This is a genomic window from Cloacibacillus porcorum (genome assembly GCF_001701045.1).
GTDB lineage: Bacteria > Synergistota > Synergistia > Synergistales > Synergistaceae > Cloacibacillus > Cloacibacillus porcorum.
Map to the genome: position 1 here is coordinate 775,075 of NZ_CP016757.1, position 22,781 is coordinate 797,855.

The 22,781-nt window shown below is 54.2% G+C and carries 21 protein-coding genes and 1 pseudogene; 15 read left to right on the forward strand and 7 right to left on the reverse strand.

Features of this window, described 5'->3' with window-relative positions:
- The first annotated feature begins 328 nt into the window (after positions 1 to 328).
- Positions 329 to 517: a DUF6538 domain-containing protein gene (locus tag BED41_RS16905; RefSeq protein ID WP_367593409.1), complete on the forward strand. Its 189-nt coding sequence runs from the start codon at positions 329 to 331 to the stop codon at positions 515 to 517.
- Between the two features lie 198 nt (positions 518 to 715).
- Here the strand turns inward: BED41_RS16905 and BED41_RS03520 are convergent, their stop codons facing one another.
- Positions 716 to 2,179: a hypothetical protein gene (locus BED41_RS03520; protein ID WP_066743172.1), complete on the reverse strand. Its 1,464-nt coding sequence runs from the start codon at positions 2,177 to 2,179 to the stop codon at positions 716 to 718.
- Positions 2,180 to 2,527: 348 nt separating this feature from the next.
- Here BED41_RS03520 and BED41_RS03525 point away from each other — a divergent pair, with 348 nt between their 5' ends.
- From BED41_RS03525 to BED41_RS03535, 4 genes and pseudogenes are all read left to right on the forward strand, one after another.
- Positions 2,528 to 3,895, forward strand: a complete 1,368-nt coding sequence (locus BED41_RS03525) for an FAD-dependent oxidoreductase (RefSeq protein ID WP_066743174.1) — start codon at positions 2,528 to 2,530, stop codon at positions 3,893 to 3,895.
- A 715-nt stretch (positions 3,896 to 4,610) separates the two neighbouring features.
- A complete protein-coding gene (locus BED41_RS03530; RefSeq protein ID WP_066743176.1) occupies positions 4,611 to 5,090 on the forward strand; it encodes an OmpH/Skp family outer membrane protein in 480 nt (159 codons plus the stop codon).
- A gap of 113 nt (positions 5,091 to 5,203) precedes the next feature.
- Positions 5,204 to 5,455, forward strand: a pseudogene (locus BED41_RS16910) (hypothetical protein); the annotation flags it as partial.
- A gap of 123 nt (positions 5,456 to 5,578) precedes the next feature.
- Positions 5,579 to 6,985: a YadA-like family protein gene (locus tag BED41_RS03535; RefSeq protein ID WP_229712385.1), complete on the forward strand. Its 1,407-nt coding sequence runs from the start codon at positions 5,579 to 5,581 to the stop codon at positions 6,983 to 6,985.
- Between the two features lie 120 nt (positions 6,986 to 7,105).
- On the opposite strand, the gene BED41_RS03540 is transcribed toward BED41_RS03535, so the two are convergent.
- Positions 7,106 to 7,828 carry a helix-turn-helix domain-containing protein gene (locus BED41_RS03540; protein WP_168160222.1) on the reverse strand — a complete coding sequence of 241 codons (723 nt, stop codon included), beginning with the start codon at positions 7,826 to 7,828 and terminating at the stop codon, positions 7,106 to 7,108.
- A gap of 569 nt (positions 7,829 to 8,397) precedes the next feature.
- Here BED41_RS03540 and BED41_RS03545 point away from each other — a divergent pair.
- From BED41_RS03545 to BED41_RS03570, 6 genes are all read left to right on the forward strand, one after another.
- Positions 8,398 to 8,652: a hypothetical protein gene (locus BED41_RS03545; protein ID WP_066743185.1), complete on the forward strand. Its 255-nt coding sequence runs from the start codon at positions 8,398 to 8,400 to the stop codon at positions 8,650 to 8,652.
- A 265-nt stretch (positions 8,653 to 8,917) separates the two neighbouring features.
- Positions 8,918 to 9,280, forward strand: coding sequence for a fimbrial biogenesis chaperone (locus BED41_RS03550; RefSeq protein WP_066743186.1), 363 nt, complete (start codon positions 8,918 to 8,920; stop codon positions 9,278 to 9,280).
- A 193-nt stretch (positions 9,281 to 9,473) separates the two neighbouring features.
- Positions 9,474 to 10,196 carry a 3-deoxy-manno-octulosonate cytidylyltransferase gene (gene kdsB, locus BED41_RS03555; protein WP_066743187.1) on the forward strand — a complete coding sequence of 241 codons (723 nt, stop codon included), beginning with the start codon at positions 9,474 to 9,476 and terminating at the stop codon, positions 10,194 to 10,196.
- 97 nt (positions 10,197 to 10,293) lie between these two features.
- Complete coding sequence (locus tag BED41_RS03560) at positions 10,294 to 11,412, forward strand: iron-containing alcohol dehydrogenase (protein ID WP_066743188.1); 1,119 nt, start codon at positions 10,294 to 10,296, stop codon at positions 11,410 to 11,412.
- Between the two features lie 6 nt (positions 11,413 to 11,418).
- Positions 11,419 to 12,597, forward strand: a complete 1,179-nt coding sequence (locus BED41_RS03565) for a DegT/DnrJ/EryC1/StrS family aminotransferase (RefSeq protein ID WP_066743189.1) — start codon at positions 11,419 to 11,421, stop codon at positions 12,595 to 12,597.
- A gap of 166 nt (positions 12,598 to 12,763) precedes the next feature.
- On the forward strand, positions 12,764 to 13,987 hold the full coding sequence (locus tag BED41_RS03570; RefSeq protein WP_066743191.1) for a M20 family metallo-hydrolase: 1,224 nt from the start codon (positions 12,764 to 12,766) through the stop codon (positions 13,985 to 13,987).
- 54 nt (positions 13,988 to 14,041) lie between these two features.
- Here the strand turns inward: BED41_RS03570 and BED41_RS03575 are convergent, their stop codons facing one another.
- On the reverse strand, positions 14,042 to 15,391 hold the full coding sequence (locus BED41_RS03575; RefSeq protein ID WP_066743193.1) for an SH3 domain-containing protein: 1,350 nt from the start codon (positions 15,389 to 15,391) through the stop codon (positions 14,042 to 14,044).
- Between the two features lie 204 nt (positions 15,392 to 15,595).
- Between BED41_RS03575 and BED41_RS03580 the strand changes: the two genes are divergently transcribed.
- The 4 genes from BED41_RS03580 to BED41_RS03595 are packed head-to-tail and all read left to right on the forward strand — an operon-like array spanning position 15,596 to position 18,255.
- Positions 15,596 to 16,468 carry a 50S ribosomal protein L11 methyltransferase gene (locus BED41_RS03580; RefSeq protein ID WP_066743197.1) on the forward strand — a complete coding sequence of 291 codons (873 nt, stop codon included), beginning with the start codon at positions 15,596 to 15,598 and terminating at the stop codon, positions 16,466 to 16,468.
- Positions 16,443 to 17,165: an RsmE family RNA methyltransferase gene (locus tag BED41_RS03585; protein WP_084002230.1), complete on the forward strand. Its 723-nt coding sequence runs from the start codon at positions 16,443 to 16,445 to the stop codon at positions 17,163 to 17,165. The genes BED41_RS03580 and BED41_RS03585 overlap by 26 nt, the downstream gene beginning before the upstream one ends.
- A gap of 38 nt (positions 17,166 to 17,203) precedes the next feature.
- Positions 17,204 to 17,566 carry a CidA/LrgA family protein gene (locus BED41_RS03590; protein ID WP_066743199.1) on the forward strand — a complete coding sequence of 121 codons (363 nt, stop codon included), beginning with the start codon at positions 17,204 to 17,206 and terminating at the stop codon, positions 17,564 to 17,566.
- Complete coding sequence (locus BED41_RS03595) at positions 17,563 to 18,255, forward strand: LrgB family protein (protein WP_066743200.1); 693 nt, start codon at positions 17,563 to 17,565, stop codon at positions 18,253 to 18,255. The genes BED41_RS03590 and BED41_RS03595 overlap by 4 nt, the downstream gene beginning before the upstream one ends.
- A gap of 55 nt (positions 18,256 to 18,310) precedes the next feature.
- Here BED41_RS03595 and BED41_RS03600 read toward each other — a convergent pair whose 3' ends face one another.
- The 4 genes from BED41_RS03600 to BED41_RS03615 all read right to left on the reverse strand — a co-directional run bounded on the left by BED41_RS03600 (position 18,311) and on the right by BED41_RS03615 (position 22,780).
- On the reverse strand, positions 18,311 to 18,982 hold the full coding sequence (locus BED41_RS03600; RefSeq protein WP_066743201.1) for a GntR family transcriptional regulator: 672 nt from the start codon (positions 18,980 to 18,982) through the stop codon (positions 18,311 to 18,313).
- Positions 18,983 to 19,069: 87 nt separating this feature from the next.
- Positions 19,070 to 20,359 (reverse strand): nickel pincer cofactor-dependent isomerase, group 22, encoded by a 1,290-nt coding sequence (locus BED41_RS03605; protein ID WP_066743204.1) that lies wholly within the window; start codon positions 20,357 to 20,359, stop codon positions 19,070 to 19,072.
- A gap of 107 nt (positions 20,360 to 20,466) precedes the next feature.
- Positions 20,467 to 21,474 carry a C-terminal binding protein gene (locus BED41_RS03610; RefSeq protein WP_084002232.1) on the reverse strand — a complete coding sequence of 336 codons (1,008 nt, stop codon included), beginning with the start codon at positions 21,472 to 21,474 and terminating at the stop codon, positions 20,467 to 20,469.
- Between the two features lie 25 nt (positions 21,475 to 21,499).
- Entirely contained in the window at positions 21,500 to 22,780 is a 1,281-nt protein-coding gene (locus tag BED41_RS03615) for a TRAP transporter large permease (RefSeq protein WP_066743206.1), read from the reverse strand.
- Position 22,781: the final 1 nt, after the last annotated feature.

The window sequence follows — 22,781 nt, forward strand, 5'->3', positions numbered from 1 at the left end:
GCTGATGTTGAGCGGCGGATGGAAGCCAAAGGAATGAGGTAAGCTTGGCGGGGCTGTTGTATAATGGCAATGCTATGAGCAATAGGGGAGGAATTACGTATTTTTTGTGGTGATTTTAGTCGATAGGGTTGTTTTTTTGACACTCAAAAAAGCACTCAAAAATAGGGATATTGCTATAAAGTTATTGCTATTACTGTGATTGTTTGAGCAATTCGCGGTATCCACTCTCCGCCAGAGCTTATAAAGCCTTGCAAACACTAAGTTTGTGAGGCTTTTTCTGTTTTAAGCCCTTTATACATGCGACCTGTAAAAATAGGAGATTGTATGTATGCTAAGTTCACAAAGACAATTACAAGGCGTTTATATATTTCAAAACAGCACTTATCATTATTTCCGTCAGGTAGTACCTATTGACTTACGTCCAGCCATTAAGCGGACGGAGTTTAGAGTCTCATTAAGAACGGCGGATAAAATCACAGCCAGACGCAAAGCCGGATGCCTGTCCGCGAGAATATAGGATATTTTTACAGCATTAGGGAGGGGTGATATCTGTGTAAACCTTTTTCGGCGGTATTGGAGTTTCCATCTCCGGATAGAAGGACAATTTAATAATTTACAGAGTCTCTTTCGCAGACTCAAAAAAAGAGGGCAGCCGAGCAAAAATAGCTGGGCTGCCAAAACTTTACACCGTCAACTTGCGCCGCTAACGGCTGATCTATGCTTTATCCATTTCTGTCAGTTTTCTGCGCATCGTATTGATGATCTGCCTCTCCTGTCTGTCGGGCTTTTTTTGTTCTGCCCGGTCCAGCCAGTCCCTAGCTGCCTCTAATTTGTTTTCAACCAGCAGTAGGAGCGCCATATTGCAGCATTGTTCCGCAGAGATGGCTGTTTCATCAATCGTGGATTGTACCACCTGCAAGGCCTCTTTCAGCGGCAGCAGCCAGGTCGGAAGGCTTACCTTATCCCAAACGGCTTTATTCAGATTGCAGATTAGCACCATGTAATAGGAGGCGGTCAGGTATGCCATCTGAACTTGCTGCATTTCGGCATCCTCCGTCTGAAGCAGCTTATCCGCAGCGGGGGCAAAGGCAAGGTTTAGGCTGTCTATGGCTGACGGCAATTTCTTCAAGAGAAAGCGGCATTGGGCAAGATGCAGATACAGCTGACTCTTAACGGCCACAGAAAATTCCGACTCAGTCAGCTCTATCAATTTCTCCTCCACCTCGGTCAGCGTCATAATATTGTGCGGCAGAGGCGTGGCGGTTTGCTCTGGTTGGTCGATTTGGGCAGTGTAGAAAGACATAGCGGCGTTGATCCGGCCAAAGGAGCGGCTGGGTTCGTCCAGACGTCTGGCGATAAAATCCGCCTGACTGTAGTACCCATGGTTAAGCGATGCAATGAACAGTTCCATCTGCTCCTGTTCGGAAAACTCTGAGTCGGGATACTCCGGAGTATCTTCCGCTTCTTTCTTCCACTGGAGATACGGTTCCGCCCAGTTCGCGAAACAGTCCAGATCCTCGTCCGCTAAATCAGCCAAATCTTCAAGCTCGGATGTAAGCCACAATATACCGGCCTGTTCAAAGGCTTCCGGGACAGCCGCCATATCACGCAAACGAATAATACGCTCCTCTTCAACTTGCCCCTCATAGCCGGATACCGTCATCACTGTCGGGAGCAGAGCATACCAGTAGAGGAGAGTACTGACTGCGATTTCTCCATTATCGCTTCCTGTTTCACGCTGCTGCGCGGCGAGTGAAATCATAATTTCCGCCAGCTGCAAAACATCTATTTGTGGAATATCCCCCATTTGGGGATGTGAGAGAGTGCCGGCCTCTATAAAGGTATTCCATGACGGGTTTCCATAATCAAGATAGGCCAGACCGGAATCCCCGTCTACATAGACTCCGGAAGGAAGAAAGCCACTGCCGCCGGTCAGGCGCCGTGCGGCATCACGCTCATTCTGAGGCAGCTTCTCAACGGCAATAGAGGCAAGAAAACCCATACGCTCCAATTCTTTCCGTACTCGAAGCATAGTGTAGCCGCAATCAAATAGATCCTGAAGCTGATAGAGATGATAGCAAATATCGCGAAGAGATAATCCGTTTATCTCTGAACCTGTGCAGTTTGACAACATACGCACAGAGTTCTCGATCATATCCTCAATCTGATGCATAGACATATGGGGAACTCCTTTACTCTCAAAATAGAACCGTTAACGGAGGCGACGATACCGATACTCAGTTCTTGAAACCTCATATACCGGCTATTCTACCTTGCCCCGCCTGGCCTTTCAATATATTCCAGAAAAAATAAAGACGTTTAAATTAGCCTCTGCTTTTGCGCCGCGGCGATTCCTTTACAAGGAAAAATTGGAATTGGTGGTATTAGATTCCTTATATATTCTGTTGTTGCGTAAATATAATAGTTTTAGAAAAAGCTATTTTTTGCTTGACATTTTTCTAAATAATAGTATAGACTTATTATTGTAACAATAATAGATACATTTAATTTCCGGAGGTGCGGTAAGTTGGAGAGATTCGACGTCATTGTAATAGGTTTCGGTAATGGCGGCAAGTTTCTTGCCGGCTCTCTAGCGGCTCAGGGGCAGCGGGTCGCGTTCGTGGAGAAGTCGGATATGATGTATGGAGGGACCTGTCCCAATGTGGGCTGCGTACCGACAAAGTTCCTCGTCAACAGGGCGGAGATGGTGCGGATAAAGGGTTTTACCAGCTTTGAAGAAAAGGCGGCCTTTTACGGGCAGTCCATCCGCGATAAAAAGGAACTGCGTAAGAGAATTCTAAGTAAGTTGTTTAATATCTTTGGCGGTAATCCGAATATCACGCTCTACACAGGCACGGCGAAGTTCGTCTCGCCGAAGGAGATAGAGGTCAGCGGCAAAGACTTTACCGCCGCAATCACCGCAGATAAGATTATTATAGATACCGGCTCTGCGCCGTTCGTCCCGTCCATCGAAGGACTTAAAGAATGCCGGTGCGCCTATGTCAGCGAGGGCATGCTCGATCTGGAGCGGCTGCCGAAGCGGCTGGTGGTGATCGGCGGGGGGAATATCGGCCTTGAATTCGCCTCGTTCTACCGTCAGTTCGGTTCGGAGGTAACCGTGCTCCAGGATCTGCCGGCGTTTTTCCCGAACGAGGATGACGACGTCGCGGCGGTAGTAAAGGAAACTATGGAAGCTCAAGGAATCGAACTTATTGCCGGTGTGAATGTGCTCTCGGTAAAGGACGAAGGCGAGGGCGCGGCTGTTAAATATATCGTCGGTGGGGATGAAAAAGAGGTTAAATGCGACGCGGTGCTCGTATCGACGGGGCGCGTACCCAATACGCGCGAGCTGAACCTTGGAGCGGCGGGCGTGGAGACGACTTCGCGCGGCACGATTGCCGTCGACGAAAGGATGCGCACGACGGTGTCCGGGATATGGGCCATTGGAGATGTCGCGGGCAGCCCGCAGTTCACCTATATCTCGCTTGACGACGCGCGCATCGTAATGAACGATCTCAATGGCGGCGGCAGAACGAGCGCGGGGCGCAACGTTCCCTACAGCGTATTCCTCACCCCGCCGCTCTCCCGCGTCGGCCTCACGGAAAAGGCGGCGCTGGCAGAGGGATATAAGATAAAGACCGCCGTGATCCCCGTGACGGGGCTGCCGCGGTCACACGTCCTTGGCAAGTATACGGGGATGCTGAAGGCCGTCGTCGACGCTGATAGCGGGCTGATCCTCGGAGCTGCCCTCTACTGTGAGGAATCGCACGAGATGATAAATATAGTAGCGCTGGCGATGAATGCAAAGCTCCCCTATACGGTGCTGCGCGATATGATCATTACGCATCCTGTAATGAGCGAAGCGCTTAATGATCTTTTTGCCGCGGTAAAATAAATCACCGGAAATCGGCGTTTATAGGTACGGCTTGTGTCATAAAATAATAGCTCCGAATCTGAGGCTGCCGAAAAAGACCAATAGATAAGAACTGACTAATTTAGAGCACCGAGGCGGAAATTTTTCTTTCGCTTCGGTGTTCGTCTTGTATTTTTATACGGCATCTTAATTTCGTTGGTCATCTGTGTAAAAGGTGTGGAATACTTTCTCTAAAATCTTGCTCTGCTCATAATCATCCTGAGGCGGCGAATTTTTCGGTATGCGATAGCTGGAAGGATATATCAGCAATATTATCAATGTATCTCCTATCGTAATTTCGTATAAATCTACTTTTCCTTATTAAAAACATATGTCTCTCAGTTATTATAAAAAATAGGCCAATTTGCTGCGATATGTTTATTATGAAGAAATATTAAGCGTAAGGCTTTTCTTATAGTGAAAATTATTGAATTTGCCTGGTCTATAAGCAAAATATATTATATGCATATTCTCATCAAGGAGGGCGAAAGGTGGTGGTGTTATGTGGATCTTGCTTAGTGTATGCCGCGGAATATTGTGGCAGGTGCTCGTTTTTTGAACCTGTATGCTGAATGCCCTGTCGTCTTTGCCGGTACGAAGCAGCGTATGGCGTAAGGGTCGTAACTGCGGTGCGTAGATTTTGTAAGTCACGATTACTTTCATATAATCCTCGTTAAGATAAGAAAGAAGAAAAAAGATGTATATAGTAAAAAACATCCAGCGAATTATCTTCGTTATGTTGCTCTGTGGAATGTTGCTTGCCTCTATTCCCGCCCGCGCGGCGGAGGTAGCTGTGGTAGATATTGTAAGGGTGATAGATGCAAGTTCTCCCGGTAAAGCGGGGCAGGAATATATTGATAAAGTTAGGGCTGAACTGGATGCCGAATTGAGCAGCTATGTAAAGGGGCTTGGAAACTCTAAAGAGGCTGCCTCTCTTACCGAGCAGAAGCGCTTGGAGCTTGCGAGACGTTTCGATCAGGAGTTCTTTTATGTTCTGAATATTTTGATGAAAAATCTGAAAGAGGTTGCGCATGGCTGGCTGAACAATAATAAGCGCGGCGCAAAGGTGATTGTAGCCGGAGGTTCGGTGCTGGCCGTATCTTCCGGTGTCGATGTAAGTGAAGATATATTGCGCCTCTTTAATGAAGTTAAGGTTGATTTTACGAAAGGAAGATAAAGATAGCTGATATGGATGTCAGGGATAAAAAATCGATATCGTCTGCAGTAAAACGTGTTACGGTATGTTTTATAACCGCCGCGCTTTTTGCTTCCGCTTTTTTCAGTGAGTCTATGGCTGCTGCATATAGCTATAGCGCTGGTGGAGGCGTTGCTTCGGGGGCGTCTTCTATAGCTATAGGAGATAATAATCCGAAAGATACTACAAAAGCAAGTGGTAGTCAGTCTGTTGCTATTGGTGTAAATTGTGCTGCAGTGGGCAGATTCTCAACTGCTGTTGGTGGGTTCTCCGATGCAGCATCCGGCGAGTTTGCAACTGCGATTGGCTATCGTGCTGATGTTGCTGGTGACTATGGTTTGGCTATTGGAAGTAAATCAGTTGTTACTGTGGGCTATGGTGTAGCTATTGGAGGTAAATCAGTTGCAAACAGGAAAACGACGGGGATGTATATCCCTCTTTTGACGAAAGCTAGCGCTGATAATAGAGAGATGATTGGTAATACGGTAAAGGGAACGTATGGCGTTGTCTCTGTCGGCAATGATGAGAATACGCGACAGATTACCGGTGTGGCGGCGGGAGTAAAGGATACTGATGCCGTAAACGTGGCGCAGCTGAAGGCATTGCGCGATGCGGTAGATAGTATGCTTGTCCTGACGTACGAGGCGAACTCACAGAACAGACTGTCGCTGAAAGACGCGGGAACGGGAGTGCGTATCTCAAATGTGGCGGACGGAGTGGACGATAACGACGCGGTCAACTACGGCCAGCTGAGCGCGGTGAGCGGCGACCTGTCGCTCCTGGACGCCCGTGTGGCCTCGCAGGACAGAAATCTCGCTGCCCTGCAGTCGTCGGACGGCCTCTCTGTAAAATATGACGATCAGGGCAAGAACGTCGTAACTCTGAACAAAAGAGCGGACGGTACTCTTGGTGACGCGGTACGGCTTACCAACGTTGCGGATGGCAAAGTATCGCAGGACAGCACGGATGCGGTAACCGGCAGGCAGCTGTGGTCATTGGGCGACTCGATGGCAAAGGCGCTTGGCGGTACCTTTAAGATTACGCCGGACGGCAAAATTGACGGCTCGTTCGTTGACGGCAAAGGAGAGAAAACGGGTAGCCTTCAGAATATGCTCAAAGAGGTATCCGAGAATGCGTCAAACAGCGATAACTGGACTCTGTCCGTTAACGGCAAAGAAGAAAAAATCGGCGGCGGCAAGCTGGCGATCGCCGACGGCAGCAACCTGGATATTAGACGTGGCACCGATGGCACATATACATTCAACGTCAGCGAGACGCCGGAATTCAGAAGCGTAAAAGTTGGGAACATCAATATCCGTGAAGAGGGTATCAACATGGGCGGCAACTCGATAACTGGTCTGGCAAACGGCGGCGTCTATCGTGGAAGCACGGATGCCGTAAACGGCGACCAGCTATGGAACGCATACCGGCGTATCAGCGACCTTGACGGAGATATCCAGGCGGTTGGCGCGCACGCGGCGGCGATCAGTGCGCTGCACCCCGTTCCCTACAACCCCTATGAACCTACCACAATCTCTGCTGGGATTGGGTTCTATCGCAATGAACAGTCTATTGCGGTAGGCGTATTCCACTATGTGCGTGAAAATGTTCTAGTCAACGCCGGAGTCTCGCTGAATACGAGCGGCAGAGATCCGATGGCGCGTGCTGGAATCAGCTTTGCGGTAGGCGCTGGCAGCAAAAAGAAGCGTCCGGTACTTGCGCGTGATATGGTTGAGATGCAAAGGGTAATGTCAGCTATGCAGGAAAAACTTGAAGAGATCCAAAAGGAAAATGCGGAGATTCAAAAGGAAAATGAAAAAAATAAGGAGGTGATAAGAGAACTCAAGAAAGCCCTAGTTGTAGAAGAAGAGATGTAGCCTCTGTAATGTAACCTCCATTTTGTACAACGGCGATGGGAGGGCCGCCCTGCGGGTCCTCCCATCGCCGTTATTGTCTATGATACTATAAGGTACGCCTGGTACAGGCGCTATCTGTACTTACAATTCTGCCTCAGCTACTCGTTCTATTATAAAATAATTAGTACGTTTGATATTTTTTACCTCTCGTGGAGTGACTTGCAGGAGGCCTCTGAGATTATTATCTTCCGTCATCTTGTGGTTGGCGATAATAGCCTTTACACCGATAGGTTGATTTGAGGCCCGCACGGTGAATATTTGACCTACTAAAAAGGTCTGGTATTTTAGCATCGATTGGAACACCATCGTGACCGTGTCTAGCGCGAATGTTGAGTTTTCAAAAATCAAACGCGTATAAAACGGATTTGTCTGTATATGGCCGCTATATATTTGGGCGCAACGGCAATTATCGCCCACCGATACGGTATTTAAATAAAGCGTGGCATTCCTGTTGGGATAATCCATCTCAATCATACTGCGGCGGATGCACTTGTATTCGCCGTCATAATAGTAAAGGTAGAGCAGTGGACAGGAAAATATATCATGGCTGCACGGCGTTCGCTCTGATTCTTCCTGTCGCCGCTCTTCGTTGAAAGGCAGGGTGATTAGACTGAATATCGATATTCTGAACGCCCTCGCTATTTCGAATAGGGTTTCGATATCAAGTACGATCTCTCCGTTTTCATACTTGGAGAGTGTGGACTTGCTCCGATGGACGATATTTCCCAGGTCCTCCAGCGTATAATTTCGGTCTTTCCTGATCTCTCTGATTCTTTTCCCGATAGCGGCACTAACATGTGTCATAAGAAAATCAACCTCGTTGATACCTATAGTCAAAAATAGCATATTTATACGCTTCTGCGTTTTTTGCTTTATTGTGTTTTTCTGTACTTTTTTAGTCCAGTTTAAGTTTATATCTATAATCACCGGATTAGCCGTTGAATACATAGGCAATAAAGATAATTGTCATATTAATAATAAGTCATATTATGTAACATTATACCATAAAATCCACTATTACAGAATGGAGGCAATACTGTTTACGGAGATAGCGACTACTATATTAGGCGCATATTATGTGCTAAAGGTATATGATATGTTATATTTTTGTATCATATAAATCAAAAAAATAATTAGTTATTGCCGTTAAGATTCATAAAAGAAAACGGTGCCGCTAATAGGTGTATAAAATCTCTTTGTAAGAAACAACTTGTTTTATAAGTTGATTAATAAGAAATATACCGCGTTTGCCGCTATGAGCGGGACGCTATATAAATATGGCGAAGAACGAGGTGTTGTACCGCCTGGATTTTAGGAAGGCGGTGTCAACGGCGCGGTATTAATTTTGCTAATGAGCAAGAGAGGTGATTGCTATGGTTTTGACAAAGTGCCTGAAATGCGGCAAGGACTTGCCTGCTGGGGCAAAGTCATGCCCTGACTGTGACGGGCCGGCTCCGGAGGAGTTGACGCCCCGCCCAGAATGTCCGATGGTGAAAGGCGTTGGCGCGGAAAAATGGAGCTATCGGAAGATGGCGGGTAAGGTCGTCTTCATTGTTCTAATTGTCATTGGAGTCTTACTGCTCTTTGCGTTGGCTGGGGCTCTTGTCCTCTTTCTGACAATTGCGTAATGATGTAGTATCTTGTCTTGTCCCGTCAAAGATGGCCGCAGGTATTTATATGTGGCATCTTTGGCGGGGCTTTTCTGTATATTATGGCAGACTATTTAACTATTTAGTTGAGGCTGAGTATGCGGACAATTATTGGGACTAGGCGGCTATGCCTAGTCCCAATAATTGTCCGCATACCCGGCATGAAGCACTATGTCATAATATGCCGAATTGCCAATTTCCGTTATAATAGCAGGACGAAATTTCTAATGTGGAGGATAGACAAATGAAAAAACTTACAGCCGCGCTGCTTATAATACTCTGTTTCGCTACCGTCTCTTTTGCCGCCTTCGGCAAAAAGGGAGTGATACCGGAGGGCGACCCGATCACCTATAAGGGGCTCAAGGTGACGGAGAATGGCGTGAGCATAATACTGATGAATAGAGGCGACAAACCGGTGGTATTTAACGCCGCGCTCGTCTTTCTCAACAACCGGCGTCAGGAGATCGGTGACGTGTATATAGAAAAGACGACGATCGAGCCTGGCGGCGAGGCGGTCTTCAAGGATCTCTTCCTCAAGGGGGATTATAAGGCCTGCCGTAAGGCGGAGTCGCTTCGCTGGACGATATACGAACTGGAATTGAAATAGCTTTTTGCCCCCACGCCGCCGCTTGCGCGTGGGGGCGTTCTGTTCTTTTCGTTACTTCGGATAACTTTTAAAAATTTCTTGACAAATGAAAACTTAGAGTGTACTCTTAGCCTCTAACCAAAATTTGGCAGCCGAGAAAGCCGTTAATGACGGCCATACACTGCATAGGCTGCCGGTGAAGGAGGTTAGAGGGATGAAGACCCTTGCAGTGATTCCAGCCAGATATTCCAGTACCAGGCTTCCCGGCAAGCCAATGATCGAGATTGCCGGCGTTCCTCTCGTTATCCGCGTATTGAATAATGTCTCGGCCTGCGCATCTGTCGACAGGGTGGTCGTCGCCACCGACGACGAACGCATTGCCGCGCTGGTCTCGCGCCACGGCGGCGAGGCGGTGATGACGCCGCCGGAGCTTCCGAGCGGCGGCGACCGTGTCGCCTATGTCGCGCGCGAGATCCCCTCGGACTATGTCCTCAATGTTCAGGTAGACGACCCGCTGGTGGGCGCCGATATGATCGACCCTCTCGTTGCGGCTCTCGACGGAGACCCCTCTGTGATGCTCGCGCTGCTTGTGAAGCGGATCGAGGATATGGAGGAGGTCCGCGCGAACAATATCGTCAAGGCCGTCTTTGACGGCGGCGGACGTGCGCTCTATTTCAGCCGTTCGCCGATACCGTACCCGCGCGCCGAGGGCGGCGTGTGGTATAAGCATATCGGCCCTTACGGATGGCGCCGCGGTTTTCTGCTTGACTTCGCGGCCTCCGAGCAGACTCCGCTTGAAAAGACGGAGAGCCTTGAGATGCTGCGGGTGATAGAGCAGGGCCACGCGATCAAGTGCGTGACGGCCGCCCGTGACACGATCGAGATAGACACCCCTGAAGACCTGCTGAAGATAGAAAAATATTTCTCCGGCCTGTGATTCTCCGCGTCGGCGCGGCGGATGTGACAAGCAGAGAGGGGCTTTGCCCCCCTTCGGATGTTGGCCTGTTGATTTTTATAAGAGGAGAGATATTACAATGATGAAGATACCCACAGATATGAAGAGCTTTACGGAACTTTCCCCATGGTGGCGCACCACCGTGCCGACGGAGATCGTGCTGTCTGGCGACGGAACGGCGGAGTTGCTGGCAAAGCTTAAAGAGCGGGGCAGAAGGTCCTTCTTTATCGCGGACGGCGCACTCAGGGAGCAGCCTCAGTTCGCGGAGATATTCGCGCAAAAAGATTTATTCGTCTTTGACGCGACCTTTTCCGAACCGCGTACCGGCGACGTCGATTCGCTGCGCGCGCTGATAAAGGGGCTGGCGGACGAGCCGGATACGGTCGTCGGCGTCGGCGGCGGCGCGACTATGGATCTTGCGAAGGCGGTCGCCATCTGCCTTGAGAACCCAGAGCCGGCGCAGCGCTATCAGGGCTACGGCCTCGCAATGAAGAAGGGCGCGGATATCTGGGTGCTGCCGGCGCTCAGCGGCACGGGGGCGGAGATTACCCCGATCGCCGTGCTGCGCGGGCCGGAGAAGAAGCTCGGCATCAATAACCCGTACACAGAGGCGACCGTCGCGGTGATCGATCCGCAGCTGTCGGCGGGCGCGCCGCACTTTAACCGATTTTTCACGATGATGGACTGCTATTTCCATCATTATGAGATAATGATGAGCAGGACGAGCGCCCCCGAGGCGATCGAGGACGCGAAGGACGGACTTGCCCTTTCGCGCGAGGTGCTCTCCCATGACCTCTCGGCGTACGACCTCGGACTCTCGATAAAGTCGGCGATGGCTTCGGTGCTCGGCGGCAGCAGTACGATCGGCGGCCGCGTCGGCGCGGCGCACGCCATTTCATACGGCCTCAGCAACAGCGCGCCGCATCTGCCTCACAGCGTCGCGGTGACCATTTCGATGAGCGTACTCGAGGATATTTACCCTGACGGTTACGCCGACACCCGCCGCTTCCTCAAGATAAACGGCCTGGAGATGCCGAAGGCCTCGGACTACGGCATCGGCGCGAAGGATATCGAAAAGATGACGCATACGGCGCTCGGCATGGATAAGCTGTGGCACAGCTGCTTCGGCGACGGCTGGCAGGAGACCGCCACAGCGGATTATATGGAAAAAATCTATCGAAGGATAATAGAGGAGTGACGAGTAATGGCAGGCGCGGAAATTTTTAACAGCGACGAGGTAAGGGCGATTGCGGATGTCATCGAACGTAAGATGATACACCGCTACGGCTCGCACGATTCACGCGGCGGCATCTACAGGGCGGAGGATTTTGAGGAGAAGGCCAAGGCGCTGACCGGTTCGAAGTACGCGCTGGCGCTTTCCAGCGGTACGGCGGCGCTGATAACGGCGCTCAAGGGTATCGGCATCAGGCCGGGGGACGAGATCATCACCTCGCCGTTCACCTTCATCGCGACGGTGGAGGCGATCGTCGCCTGCGACGCCGTGCCGGTATTCGGCGATATCGACGAGACGCTGAGCCTTGACGCCGCCTCCGCGGAAAGGCTCATTACGCCGCGGACGAAGGCTGTAATGCCGGTTCATATGTTCGGCGTCGCCGCCGATATGGACGCCTTTACGGCGCTCGGCAGGAAATACGGCATTCCCATAATTGAGGACGCCTGTGAGGTGGTCGGCGGCACCTATAAGGGACGGGCGCTCGGCAGTATCGGAACCTGCGGCACCTGGAGCTTCGACCCCAACAAGACCCTCACCGTCGGCGAGGGCGGCATGGTCTTCACCGACGATCACGACATCTGGTACCGGATGGACTGTTATCACGACCACGGCCACATCCACAGCAAGGAACACGACCGCGGCGCTGAGGGCAAGTTCGGCCTCGGCGTCAACTACCGTATCAGCGAGGTGCAGGGGGCGCTCGGCGTAGTCGCGCTGGAAAAGATGCCGGCGGCGCTCGCGGCGCTGCGCGCCTCAAAGAAAAAGATCGTCGACGCCGGAGCGGCGGCGGGGCTGACTCCGCGCCCGATGCACGACGCGGAGGGCGACACCGCGACGCATGTGATATTCATGCTGCCCACCGCGGAGGCGGCGAAAAGGTTCCAGGCCGCCGCCAAAGAGGCGGGCGCGGGCTGCGCGATCATCGCTGACAACACCTGGCATTACGCGAAACATTGGCAGGCGCTCGCGGAGATGGGCGGGAGGGAATACTTCGGAAACCGCACTCCATCCTACGCGCCGGAGACGATGGCGCAGGCGGAGTCGCTTCTCTCCCGCGCCGTAATGTTTGGCCTGAACATCAGAATGAGCGACGAGGCCGTGGATGGTATCGCGAAGGCCGTGCGGACGGCGGCGAAGGCCTCTCTCTGATCGGATAAACGGATATTTCAGTTTTTGAACGCCGGACGGTATGTCCGGCGTTTTTACGTCTATGCGGCTTTTTGATTATTATTGGCGCTGTAAAAAACTATTCTTCTGGTATAAAATGGTGGCGAACACAAAATAAGTCTTTAAAAAATAGAAATGGGGTGTCATCGTGAGCAAAGAACTTCTGACAAAGATCGAGTCGTTGGAGACGCCGATGGTGGAGGCTCTCGGAGAGATGATCTCCTATCCGGCGATCAGCCCGCTTGACGGCGGCGAGGGAGAGTTTCACAAGGCGCAGTATCTTTTAAAGAAGATCAAAGAACTTGGCTTTGAGGATGTGAAGGTCTACGCCTCCTCCGACCCGCAGGCCGCCGGCGGCGAGCGTCCGAATATCATCGTACGCTTCCCCGGCAGGAGCGGCCGCCGCCTGTGGATCGTGGTGCATACCGACGTCGTTCCCGAGGGCGAACGTTCCCTCTGGGAGACCGATCCCTTTAAGGCCGTCGTCAAGGATGGGCGCATCTACGGCCGCGGCGTGAACGACAACGGGCAGGAGGTCATCGCCTCGCTTTACGGCCTCTTCGCGATCAAGGAGCTTGGCCTTACGCCGGAATATGAGGTCTGCCTTGCCTTTGTCGCCGACGAAGAGGTCGGCAGCACGCACGGGATAAAGTATCTCATAAAGAAGGGGCTCTTCGATAAGGACGACCTCGTCGTCGTCCCCGATATGGGAACGGAGGAGGCCGACTTTATCGAGATCGCCGAAAAGAGCATCTGCTGGATGGAGTTCACGGTGGAGGGAAAACAGGTGCACGCGAGCCTGCCGAATCTCGGCGTCAACGCCTGCCGCGCGGCGAACGGCTTCGCGGCGTCGCTTGACGAGGCGCTCCACGCCGCCTTCCCCGAGACCGACAAGCTCTTTGACCCGGCGGAGTCGACCTTTGAACCGACGAGACGCCGCGCGAACGTGGCGAATATCAACACCGTGCCCGGCGTGGAGGTCTTCTGTTTCGACTGCCGCGTGCTGCCGACTGTGCCGCTTGAAGATGTGAAGAAGGTCGTCGAGGCGGAGATCAAAAAGGCACAGGAAAAGTACGGCGTGAAGATAACCTACCGCTTCCCGCAGTATGAGGAGGCTCCGGAGCCGACGGCGGAGGACGCCCCTGTCGTGACGGAGCTGCTGGCCGCGGTGAAAAAGGTCTTCCCGAAGGTCGCGCCGAAGGTCGGCGGCGTCGGCGGCGGCACCTGCGGCGCTTACTTCAGAAGGGCGGGCATCCCCGCCGTCGTCTGGGGGCAGGAATCGGACTGTGCCCACATGCCGAACGAATATACGAAGATCGAGCATCTGCTCAACGAGGCGAAGGTCTTCGCGCTGATGATGCTCGGAAGATAAAAATTTTCCGCGAAGATACAGCGGAGGGGCGCGCCGTCTGGCGGCCCCTCTTTTTTATCGGATGATATTTATATTTGCGATATTATCGATGATCCGGCTGCCGTTCCTTCGTCTCATCTCCATATCGGTGACCGCGACGCAGTTGAGCACGGTCACGCCATCCGCGCCGCCTGCGTCGGAGGGGGCCAGAGCGTAGACGGAGTGGATGATGTAGGGTTTGCCCTTTATCGTCCCCAGATAGAGCATGATGTGTCCCGGCATCTGCACAAGGGTCCCGGCGGGGGAGCCGGCGAGCAGCTTTTCCCTCTCCGCCGCCGTGAGTTTTGCGGCGTCGGTGCGTTCCGCGGGCGTCAGCGCCTGCTGGAGGGAGTTTCGCGGCAGCTCTATGCCGAAGGTGAGGTAGATGTCGCGTATAAAGGCGCTGCAGTCGCGCGAGCCATAGGTGCCGCCCCAGCCGTAGCGTTCTCCGAGCATCTTGAAGGCCTGTCTTATCACGTTGGCCTGTGTATACGGCAGATAGCCGTGCGACAGCTCCGCGCCGAGTGGGATACGTTCGGCGACGGCGCGCAGGGAGCCGTTCACTCCGCGCTCCGGTACCAGCACGCCGCGGCTGAAGGCCGTGGAGACGCCGCCGACAGAGACGGCGCCGTCGGCGGCGGGGAGTTTAGTCCCCATGAAGAACTCCCGGCGTCCGGCTTCGGGCTCCGAGGTTCTGATGTCTGTCGTCACGCGGCTTCCCGTGACCACATAAAAATCACGCGCGGCCAGCTCTTTCAGCGTTTTCTTGTCTGTCAGCGCGACGCCGTCCTTTTTTATCCAGCCCGCGCAGCAGGGGCTTTCGACGAAGAAGTATTCCCCGTCCGCCGATTCGTGCAGCACCGCCAGCGGTTCCCATATCTTGACGGCGCTCTCCACGTTCATATCGAAGAGGATGTCGTCCGCGCCGCTGTAGAGGGGCTCTTCGCAGGGCAGCGTTTTAATGAGGCCGTTTTTTACGGCGACGCCAAAGCGGATCATCTCCGTCTCCTTCACCGCGCCGGTGTCCGCGTTTTCTTCGACCCGCCGCCAGAAGCCCTCGCCGGCCTCCGCCGCGCCTATATACCGCCTGCCCTGGGGCCGTGTGGAGAAGCTTTTCATCTTTTGCAGAATGAGGCTGCGCGGAAGTATCGCGGGATAGGCCAATATATCGGTGCAGTGTGTGCCGGGAGTGTCCTTGATTTTCCGCGAGAGCGCGGCGGTCTCTTCCAATGTGAGTATGGTCTGGCGCGCCCTCTTTGTATGCTCTATCCAGTAGTCGGCGCTCAGCATATTGTCTGTCGCGCCGCAGAAATTTTTCGCGGGCTCCGAGGCGCAGGCCGCCGAGCCGAGCAGAATGAGAATAATTGCCGCGATAAATTTTTTCACATCCGAACCTCCGTTTTTTGCCTAGTATAACATGGTCCCCGCAGTGAAAATCAATAGAGGCGCTTTATGCAAAATATATAAAAAAACATACCATAAAAAGACTATAATAGAGTACAATTAGCGGGCGAAGCGAGCGGCGCGCGGAAGGACGAAAGAGGGACTTTCGTCCGCCGCCTGACGTAATGGTGAAAGGGGCTGACTGCCATGCAAAACAGCGACAATTACTGGTGGTATATAACGATAAGATCCGAGGCCGGGCAGGAGGACAACCTCTTCTCGCTCGCGGATATCTCGGAGAGCATCGGCACGGAGCTGCAGGAGCTTCCCGACGGCAACTCGCGTCTGCGCATGTATTATCGGAGCAACGAGGAGATAGCGTTCTGGAAGGGGCGGCTCCTCGAGGCGATGAAAGAGTTTCCCGGAGTCGAAATTGAGGACTGGGGAAAGATAGAAAACCAGCCGTGGAACGTGGCGGCGGAGGAGGCCTTCCCTCCGCTCCCCGTGGGGCGCGGCCTCGTCGTGCTCGCGCCGTGGCACAAAGGCTCCGAGCCATCGGACCGGACGGCGCTCTATATCAATCCCGGCAGCGCCTTCGGCACCGGATATCACGAAAGCACGCAGATCGTGCTTGAGCTGCTGGAAAAATACATACGTCCCGGCGTCACCACCGCCGACATCGGCACCGGCTCGGGGATACTGACGATCGGCGCGCTCAAGATGGGCGCGGGCCGCGCCTACGCGCGCGACATCGACCCGACGGTCATCGAAGAGGTGCGCAAAAACTTTGAACTCAACGAGCTTGATCTTGAAAAGATCGACCTCGCCACCGGGGATCTTCTGAAAGACTTTGGACATACCGCCGACATCCTCACGGCAAACATTCTGCTGGACCCGCTCACGACGATGGTCGCCGACGTTCCCGCCGTCATCGGAAAAGATGGCGTGGCAATATTCTCCGGCATGCTGGAAAAGGAGAAGCCAGTCTTCCTCAAGGCGCTCGCGGAGGCGAAGATGGCGCCGGTCGAAGAACTTGTAAGGGGAGAATGGTGGGGTGTCGCTGCCAAGGCTGAGGCTTGAGCGCTGCACCTTCGATAACGGCCTGTGGCATATAGACGCGGAGGAGGCGCACCATCTCATCCGCGTCCGCCGCTGTTATACCGGCTCTCTCGTCGAGGGGCTGCTGGACGGTGAAAAGATTGAATTAAAGCTCGAATGCCGCGGCGATTCCGTCACCGCGCGCGAGATATCGCGGGTGCGGGAGGATATCGGCCTTCCCCGGGTCGAGCTGCTGCTTGGCCTGCTGAAGAACGACCAGCTGGACGACGCGCTGCGTTTCTGCGCCGAGACGGGAGTCTGCGCGGTACATCTCCTGATCTGCGAAAGAAGCGTTCCTCGCTACGAGGGGACGAAGCTCGCCGACAAGATGACGCGCTGGCGTAAGATACTTGACGAGGCGACCAAGCAGGCGGGAGCGGCGACGCCGCCCGTTCTGCACGAACCGCGGCCCTTTGCCGCGATGGATTTTGAAACGCTTCCCGACCAGCGTCTCGCCGCGCTGCTTGCGCCTGATACGAAGCGGCTGCGCGAGATAGAGATCGCGCCGCACCTGGCGGTCGCCATCGGGCCGGAGGGGGACTGGGCTCCGCGGGAGAGCGAGACGCTGCTCGCAAAGGGGTTCGTCCCCGTATCGCTAGGCCGCCGCATAATGCGCGCAAGCACCGCCGTCGCCGCCGCCTGTGCCGCCACGGCGATCCTCTGCCGGGATACGAAATAGATTACTTTCATAATTTTTACAGAGATAAGGTAGTAATAATGAAATACGCAAAACAGATATTTATCATCTTTCTCGTCACGATGCTTGGCGAACTGCTTAACTTTCTGCTGCCGCTGCCGGTCCCGGCTGGCGTCTACGGACTTTTTATCCTGCTGGCCGCGCTCTGCTCCGGCCTCGTAAAGCTTCCCGACGTCGAGGACTTCGGCGGCTTCCTGCTTGAGGCGATGCCGATGATGTTCATCCCCGCCGCCGTCGGCCTGCTCGAACAGTTCAGCGAGATACGCGCGATCTTCATGCCGCTTGTCCTCATCGTCGTCGTCTCTACCGTCGTGGTGATGGCGGCGACCGGGAAGGCGGCGGAGCTTGTGATCCGGGCGAAGCGGGAGCGTGAAACGAAATGATGGAGTTCCTCTCCTCCTCGTCATACTTCGGCCTCGCGCTCAGCGTCGGCGCCTATATCCTTGGCTCCGCGGTGCGCAGGCGCTGGAATTACGCCATCCTCAACCCGTTGCTGCTGGCCATCGTCCTCATAATCCTGTTGCTTTCGCTCTGCGGCATCCCCTACAGGAGCTACGACCGCGGCGCGAAATACCTCAGCTACTTTCTTACGCCGGCGACCGTCTGCCTCGCGCTGCCGCTCTACCGTCAGCTGCACCTTCTGAAAAAACACGCGGCTGCGATCCTCTGCGGCATCTCGGCGGGGGTGGCGGCCAGCGCCGCGAGCATTTTGGTCATGGTCCGCTGCCTGGGGCTGAGCCATACCGTCTATGTGACGCTGCTGCCGAAATCGATCACCACGGCGATCGGTATGGGTGTCAGCGCGGAGGCTGGGGGTATCGTCACCATCACCGTGATATCGATCGTCATCACCGGGATACTCGGAAATATCATCGCCGAGCCGGTGACCGGCCTCTTCCGCATAACCGACCCCGTGGCGAAGGGGCTGGCGATCGGCACCAGCGCCCACGCGATCGGCACGGTGAAGGCCCTTGAAATGGGCGAGGTCGAGGGCGCGATGAGCAGCCTCGCGGTGGCGGTGGCCGGTCTGGTCACGGTGCTCGTCGTGCCGTTTGCCGCCGGGCTTTACTAAAATGGCCGCGCCGCTCTTATCCAGCGGTACGGCCATCGTCTTATTGTAAAAAGCCTTAACGGGAACCGCCGGCCTCCTTCTCACCGTCTCTCCGCTCAAAGCAGCGTTCCATACCCTCGAGTATGTGGTTCATATGGTTGTCGAGGGTCGTCAGAAGGTCGGGTGCGTGGTTCCAGAGCGCGTCTACGATCTTCGCGTGTTCAAGGACGATCTTCTCCGGCTGGCGCTGCTCGTCCATCGCGAAGATTGATATCCGGATGATCTCGTCGGAGATGCTGCGCCAGATTTTTGTCAGCAGGGCGTTGCCGATGTGTTCGACGATCACGGAATGGAAGCCCACGTCGGCCCTGACGAAGGCGATAGGGTCGTTCTCCAGCGACGCCATCTTTTTCATTTCGACGTCTAGCTTTCCCGCCAGAGCGCGTCCCTCGCCCTTGGAAAAGGTCTCAGTCAGAGCGTAGTGTTCTATCATCATGCGTACCGCGAATACGTCATGGCAGGCGGCGAGATTCAGGTCGCTTATCTTCGTGCGGCAGCGGTCCTCGCCGACGAGCCAGCCTTCCTGCATGAGGCGCTTTATCGCCTCACGTACCGGTGTTCTGCTGGTATTGTGCTCGGCCGCCACCTGTCGCTCCAGAAGGTATGTGTCCGGTTCGCGCCGCATCTCAATGATGTCTTTTTTGATATTTTCGTAGATTATTGTGGATAGATTAACATCTGAGCCCATTCGTGAGCGCCGTCGAAACATTTACGTTATAAACGGCATCGCCACCTCCTAGAGTATTACTTGTGCGGCCATTTTCGTGACCGGTGTCTACAGCAGTCGTCTTATTTTATCTGTTTTCTTAAGAAATAAGGGACTTATGCCCTCCGCTATATTTATTCTACCTCTTTTTTCCTCTATTTCATTCACCATATTCTCCGATACCTCTATCATTTTCAATTCGGAGGTATTCTTGATATGTATTATCTTCAACTCTTCCGCTGTGCTCCTACCAAGGGTCATCATCGAAAAGAGAATGACGTCGGCCTCGCTGTTAGCAATCATCGGTATCCGCCCCGCGGCGATGACGCCGGCGGTGAGGGCGTTCGTATAGGTCGAAGAAAATTCTATCGACCGGGCCAGCTCCAAGGATATTATATCCGACATGCCGATGCCGATTGCGTTGCCGCCGGAGCAGGGCGTGATGCCGAGGACGGCGATCTGTTTCGCGGGCGGCGCGGGAAAGCCAGCGGCTCCCGTCGGCGGACGTCCCGTAACGTTGGGGTCCATACCTGCGCCGCTGATGTTTTTGCCGATCTCGTCCACGAGCAGAAGGTCGGCCCCGCCTATATAAAGATTTGACTGCCGTTCCTTAGCTATAACCAGCAGCTCTTTTTCCCGCTTTATAATATCACGCGGCAAAATACATTCTGCGACCGCCAGCTCTTTGTCAGCGTTCTCCACCAGCGCGACGCCGAACAAGATCTTCCCCGTGCCGATAAAGACCTCCGCGGCCTCGGGCAGAAGGCGTCCGAAGCTGTCCGAGCCGGCCTTATGTACGGTCGCGGCTCCGACATGTTTGCCGAGGCCGACCATCATCATCTTGCAGAGGCCGCTTTCGTATTCCGCCTTGAAATCGGAATGGGCCTTGACCCGGTTGACGACGACTATATGGTCCGCGGCGAAGGCCGCGCCGCCGCAGGCGATCTTCACGCCGCTCTTTGTCTCGCCGATGAAGAGCGTCGACATATCGGAGACGATGGGGACTCCCATGCTCTCCTCGGTGATGGAATATTCTTCGAGGACCTTTTTCTGTCCCTCCGCGGTGCCGCCTCCGTGGCTTCCCATCGCCGGGACGATAAATACGTTGGCGCCGCGGTCTTTAAGAAAATCAACGATCAGTTTCGTGACCGTCGTGATTTTAGCGATCCCCCGGCTGCCGGCGGTGACGGCGATCCTCCTGCCCTCAAGCGGCGGAAGCGGCAGCGCCGCCAGCGCGGCGGTCAGGTGTTCCCCGATATCGCCGATCTTTGAGTCGTCGAAGGACTGCCTCACCTCGCGCATCTGGATGGAGGGCACGCCGGTATTTTTCACATTATATCCGATAGGACTGAAATTCATGGCCGTTTCTCCCCTTACATATAAATGATCAAAATACGAATGGGCCGGTACGTCTCTTATTTCGTTATACCGGCCCGCTGAAACTGCTGTGTGAAAAAAGGCGCCGCCTAAAATTTCCGTGGATTGGCGGGGGAGTTGGACTGACCGATAAGCTTATCCCCGTTGATGTAATCGACGATCTCCTGCGCGGCGACAGTCCGCGCCTTGCGGTTGGAGCCCGTGCTGTACCACCCCGTATGGGGGGTGAAGATCACCTTGGGGTTGGAGAAGAGCGGATGGGAAAAGTCTCCCTTTTCCACGTCGAGTTCATATTCGATGACGTCAAGCGCCGCGCCGGCGATCACGCCGTTGTTCAGCGCCTCTTCCAGGGCGTCCCGGTCCACATGGGGGCCGCGCGCGAGGTTGATCAGATAGGCGTCGCTCTTCATCATCGCGAGGGTCTCCCTGTTGATCATATGCCGTGAATCCTCCGTCAGCGGCAGGTGGAGGCTCACGATGTCCGCCTGGCGCAGCCCCTCTTCGAGGCTCTCTACTATTTCGACGCCCAGTTCGGCGGCGGCCTTCCTGTCGGCGTAGGGGTCGTAGGCGATGACCCTGCCGAACAGCGGCTTTATATGCGTGGCAGTGAGGCGCGCTATCTTTCCGAAGCCGACGAGAAAGACCGTCATTTCACGCAGGGGTCTCAGCTCAAAGCTCGTGTGGTTCCATATTCTTTCGATCTTGATCTTGTCGTTGTAATAGGGGATCTTGCGCGCCACCGTCAGCATCAGGGCGGCGGCGTGCTCCGCCACCTCCGGCGTGCTGCAGTCGGGGACGTTGCAGACCATGATGCCGTTATCTTCGGCATATTTCACGGGGATGTTGTCGAGGCCGATCCCCTGGCGTGAGATGATCTTGCATTTCTTCATCTTCGCGACCTCATCGACTGAGAGGTCGTTGTTGGCGATGAGAAGCGCGTCGAGCTTGTCCAGGACGTTCCACAGTCCCTCTTTATCCTGTTCGTCGATGACGACGGCGTCGAACCCATAGGGCTGGAGGATCGGCTTTTCCATCTCCCAGTCGCCGTTTCTGTTGAACATACTGTAGATACCAACAAGATATTTTGAATTTTGCATGGAGGTCACTACCTTTTCAGTTAGTTTAGGCAAAGTACTTTAAAAGTACTGTCGATATCGCGGGAATATATGTGAACAGCATCAGGTTCACCAAAAGCACGATGATCATCGGCGTCACGGCGGAGATGATCGATTTTATGGGAATGTCCTTCTGCAGGCTCTGGGCGACGAAGAGGTTGACCCCCAACGGAGGCGTCAGCATACCGATCGCCATGTTGACCACCATCACGACCCCGAAATGAATGAGGTCGATGTTGGCCTGCTGCAAAAGCGGCAGAAATATCGGACCGAGGATGATGATCGCGGCGTTGGGCTCCATCAGGCACCCAGTCACCAGAAGCATTATATTCAGGAAGAGCAGCAGTGAATAGCGGCTCTGCGCCAGGCTGGAGAGCGCCTCGGCGATCATCAGGGGCACCTGCTCGGTGGTCAGTATCCAGCCCATCGCCGTCGCGGTGGCGATGATGAGCAGTACCATCGCCGAGGTGGTACCGGCCTCGTAGAAGCTGATATAGGTATTTTTTATATTGAGCTCTTTGTAGACGAAGAAGCCGACGAAGAGGCTGTAGATACAGGCTACGGCGGCCGACTCCGTGGGGGTGAATATCCCGCCGTAGATACCGCCGAGAATAATTATCGGCATGAGAAGGCCCCAGATCGACTTTTTCAAAGAGGAGAGGAATCCGCGGAAGGTGGGCTTCACGCTGCTCTTCCAGCCGTTTATCCTCGACACTATATAGCAGAACAGCATCAGGGAGAGTCCCATTATGACGCCGGGGATGATGCCCGCGATGAAGAGCTTGCCGATGGAGGCGCCGATGGAGACCCCGTATGAGACGAAAAGGATACTCGGGGGGATGATGACGCCGATTATTCCCGCGGCGGCCAGGATTGCGACGGAGAAGGACTTCCCGTAACCCTCTTTAATCATCGCCGGTACCATGATTGAGCCTATCGCCACCACCGTCGCCGGCGCGGAGCCGGAGATGGCGGCAAAAAACATGCAGGCGAGGATCGAGACGTTTGCCAGTCCGCCGTACATGCCGCCCACGACATTCATCGAGAGGTCTATCAGCCTCTTTGATATTCCGCCCCATTCCATGAGCCTTCCGGCGATCATAAACAGGGGGATCGCCAAAAGTGTGAAGGAGTCGGTGCCGGTGAACATTCTCTGCACCAGCAGAAGCAGCGGCACGCTGCCGTCCATATAGAGGGCGAGGAAGGAGGCCGCGCCGAGACAGATGGCGATAGGAACGTTCATGATGCAGAGTATCGCCAGGGCGAAGGAGAGTACCTGTACGACCATG

What these genes read in the sequence shown, in the direction of transcription:
- BED41_RS16905 (WP_367593409.1), top strand. Translation starts at nt 329, where the DNA reads ATGCTAAGTTCACAAAGACAATTACAAGGCGTTTATATATTTCAAAAC.
- BED41_RS03520 (WP_066743172.1), bottom strand. Translation starts at nt 2,179, where the DNA reads ATGTCTATGCATCAGATTGAGGATATGATCGAGAACTCTGTGCGTATG.
- BED41_RS03530 (WP_066743176.1), top strand. Translation starts at nt 4,611, where the DNA reads ATGTATATAGTAAAAAACATCCAGCGAATTATCTTCGTTATGTTGCTC.
- BED41_RS03535 (WP_229712385.1), top strand. Translation starts at nt 5,579, where the DNA reads ATGATTGGTAATACGGTAAAGGGAACGTATGGCGTTGTCTCTGTCGGC.
- BED41_RS03540 (WP_168160222.1), bottom strand. Translation starts at nt 7,828, where the DNA reads ATGACACATGTTAGTGCCGCTATCGGGAAAAGAATCAGAGAGATCAGG.
- BED41_RS03545 (WP_066743185.1), top strand. Translation starts at nt 8,398, where the DNA reads ATGGTTTTGACAAAGTGCCTGAAATGCGGCAAGGACTTGCCTGCTGGG.
- BED41_RS03550 (WP_066743186.1), top strand. Translation starts at nt 8,918, where the DNA reads ATGAAAAAACTTACAGCCGCGCTGCTTATAATACTCTGTTTCGCTACC.
- kdsB (WP_066743187.1), top strand. Translation starts at nt 9,474, where the DNA reads ATGAAGACCCTTGCAGTGATTCCAGCCAGATATTCCAGTACCAGGCTT.
- BED41_RS03560 (WP_066743188.1), top strand. Translation starts at nt 10,294, where the DNA reads ATGATGAAGATACCCACAGATATGAAGAGCTTTACGGAACTTTCCCCA.
- BED41_RS03565 (WP_066743189.1), top strand. Translation starts at nt 11,419, where the DNA reads ATGGCAGGCGCGGAAATTTTTAACAGCGACGAGGTAAGGGCGATTGCG.
- BED41_RS03580 (WP_066743197.1), top strand. Translation starts at nt 15,596, where the DNA reads ATGCAAAACAGCGACAATTACTGGTGGTATATAACGATAAGATCCGAG.
- BED41_RS03590 (WP_066743199.1), top strand. Translation starts at nt 17,204, where the DNA reads ATGAAATACGCAAAACAGATATTTATCATCTTTCTCGTCACGATGCTT.
- BED41_RS03595 (WP_066743200.1), top strand. Translation starts at nt 17,563, where the DNA reads ATGATGGAGTTCCTCTCCTCCTCGTCATACTTCGGCCTCGCGCTCAGC.
- BED41_RS03600 (WP_066743201.1), bottom strand. Translation starts at nt 18,982, where the DNA reads ATGGGCTCAGATGTTAATCTATCCACAATAATCTACGAAAATATCAAA.
- BED41_RS03605 (WP_066743204.1), bottom strand. Translation starts at nt 20,359, where the DNA reads ATGAATTTCAGTCCTATCGGATATAATGTGAAAAATACCGGCGTGCCC.
- BED41_RS03610 (WP_084002232.1), bottom strand. Translation starts at nt 21,474, where the DNA reads ATGCAAAATTCAAAATATCTTGTTGGTATCTACAGTATGTTCAACAGA.
- BED41_RS03615 (WP_066743206.1), bottom strand. Translation starts at nt 22,780, where the DNA reads ATGGTCGTACAGGTACTCTCCTTCGCCCTGGCGATACTCTGCATCATG.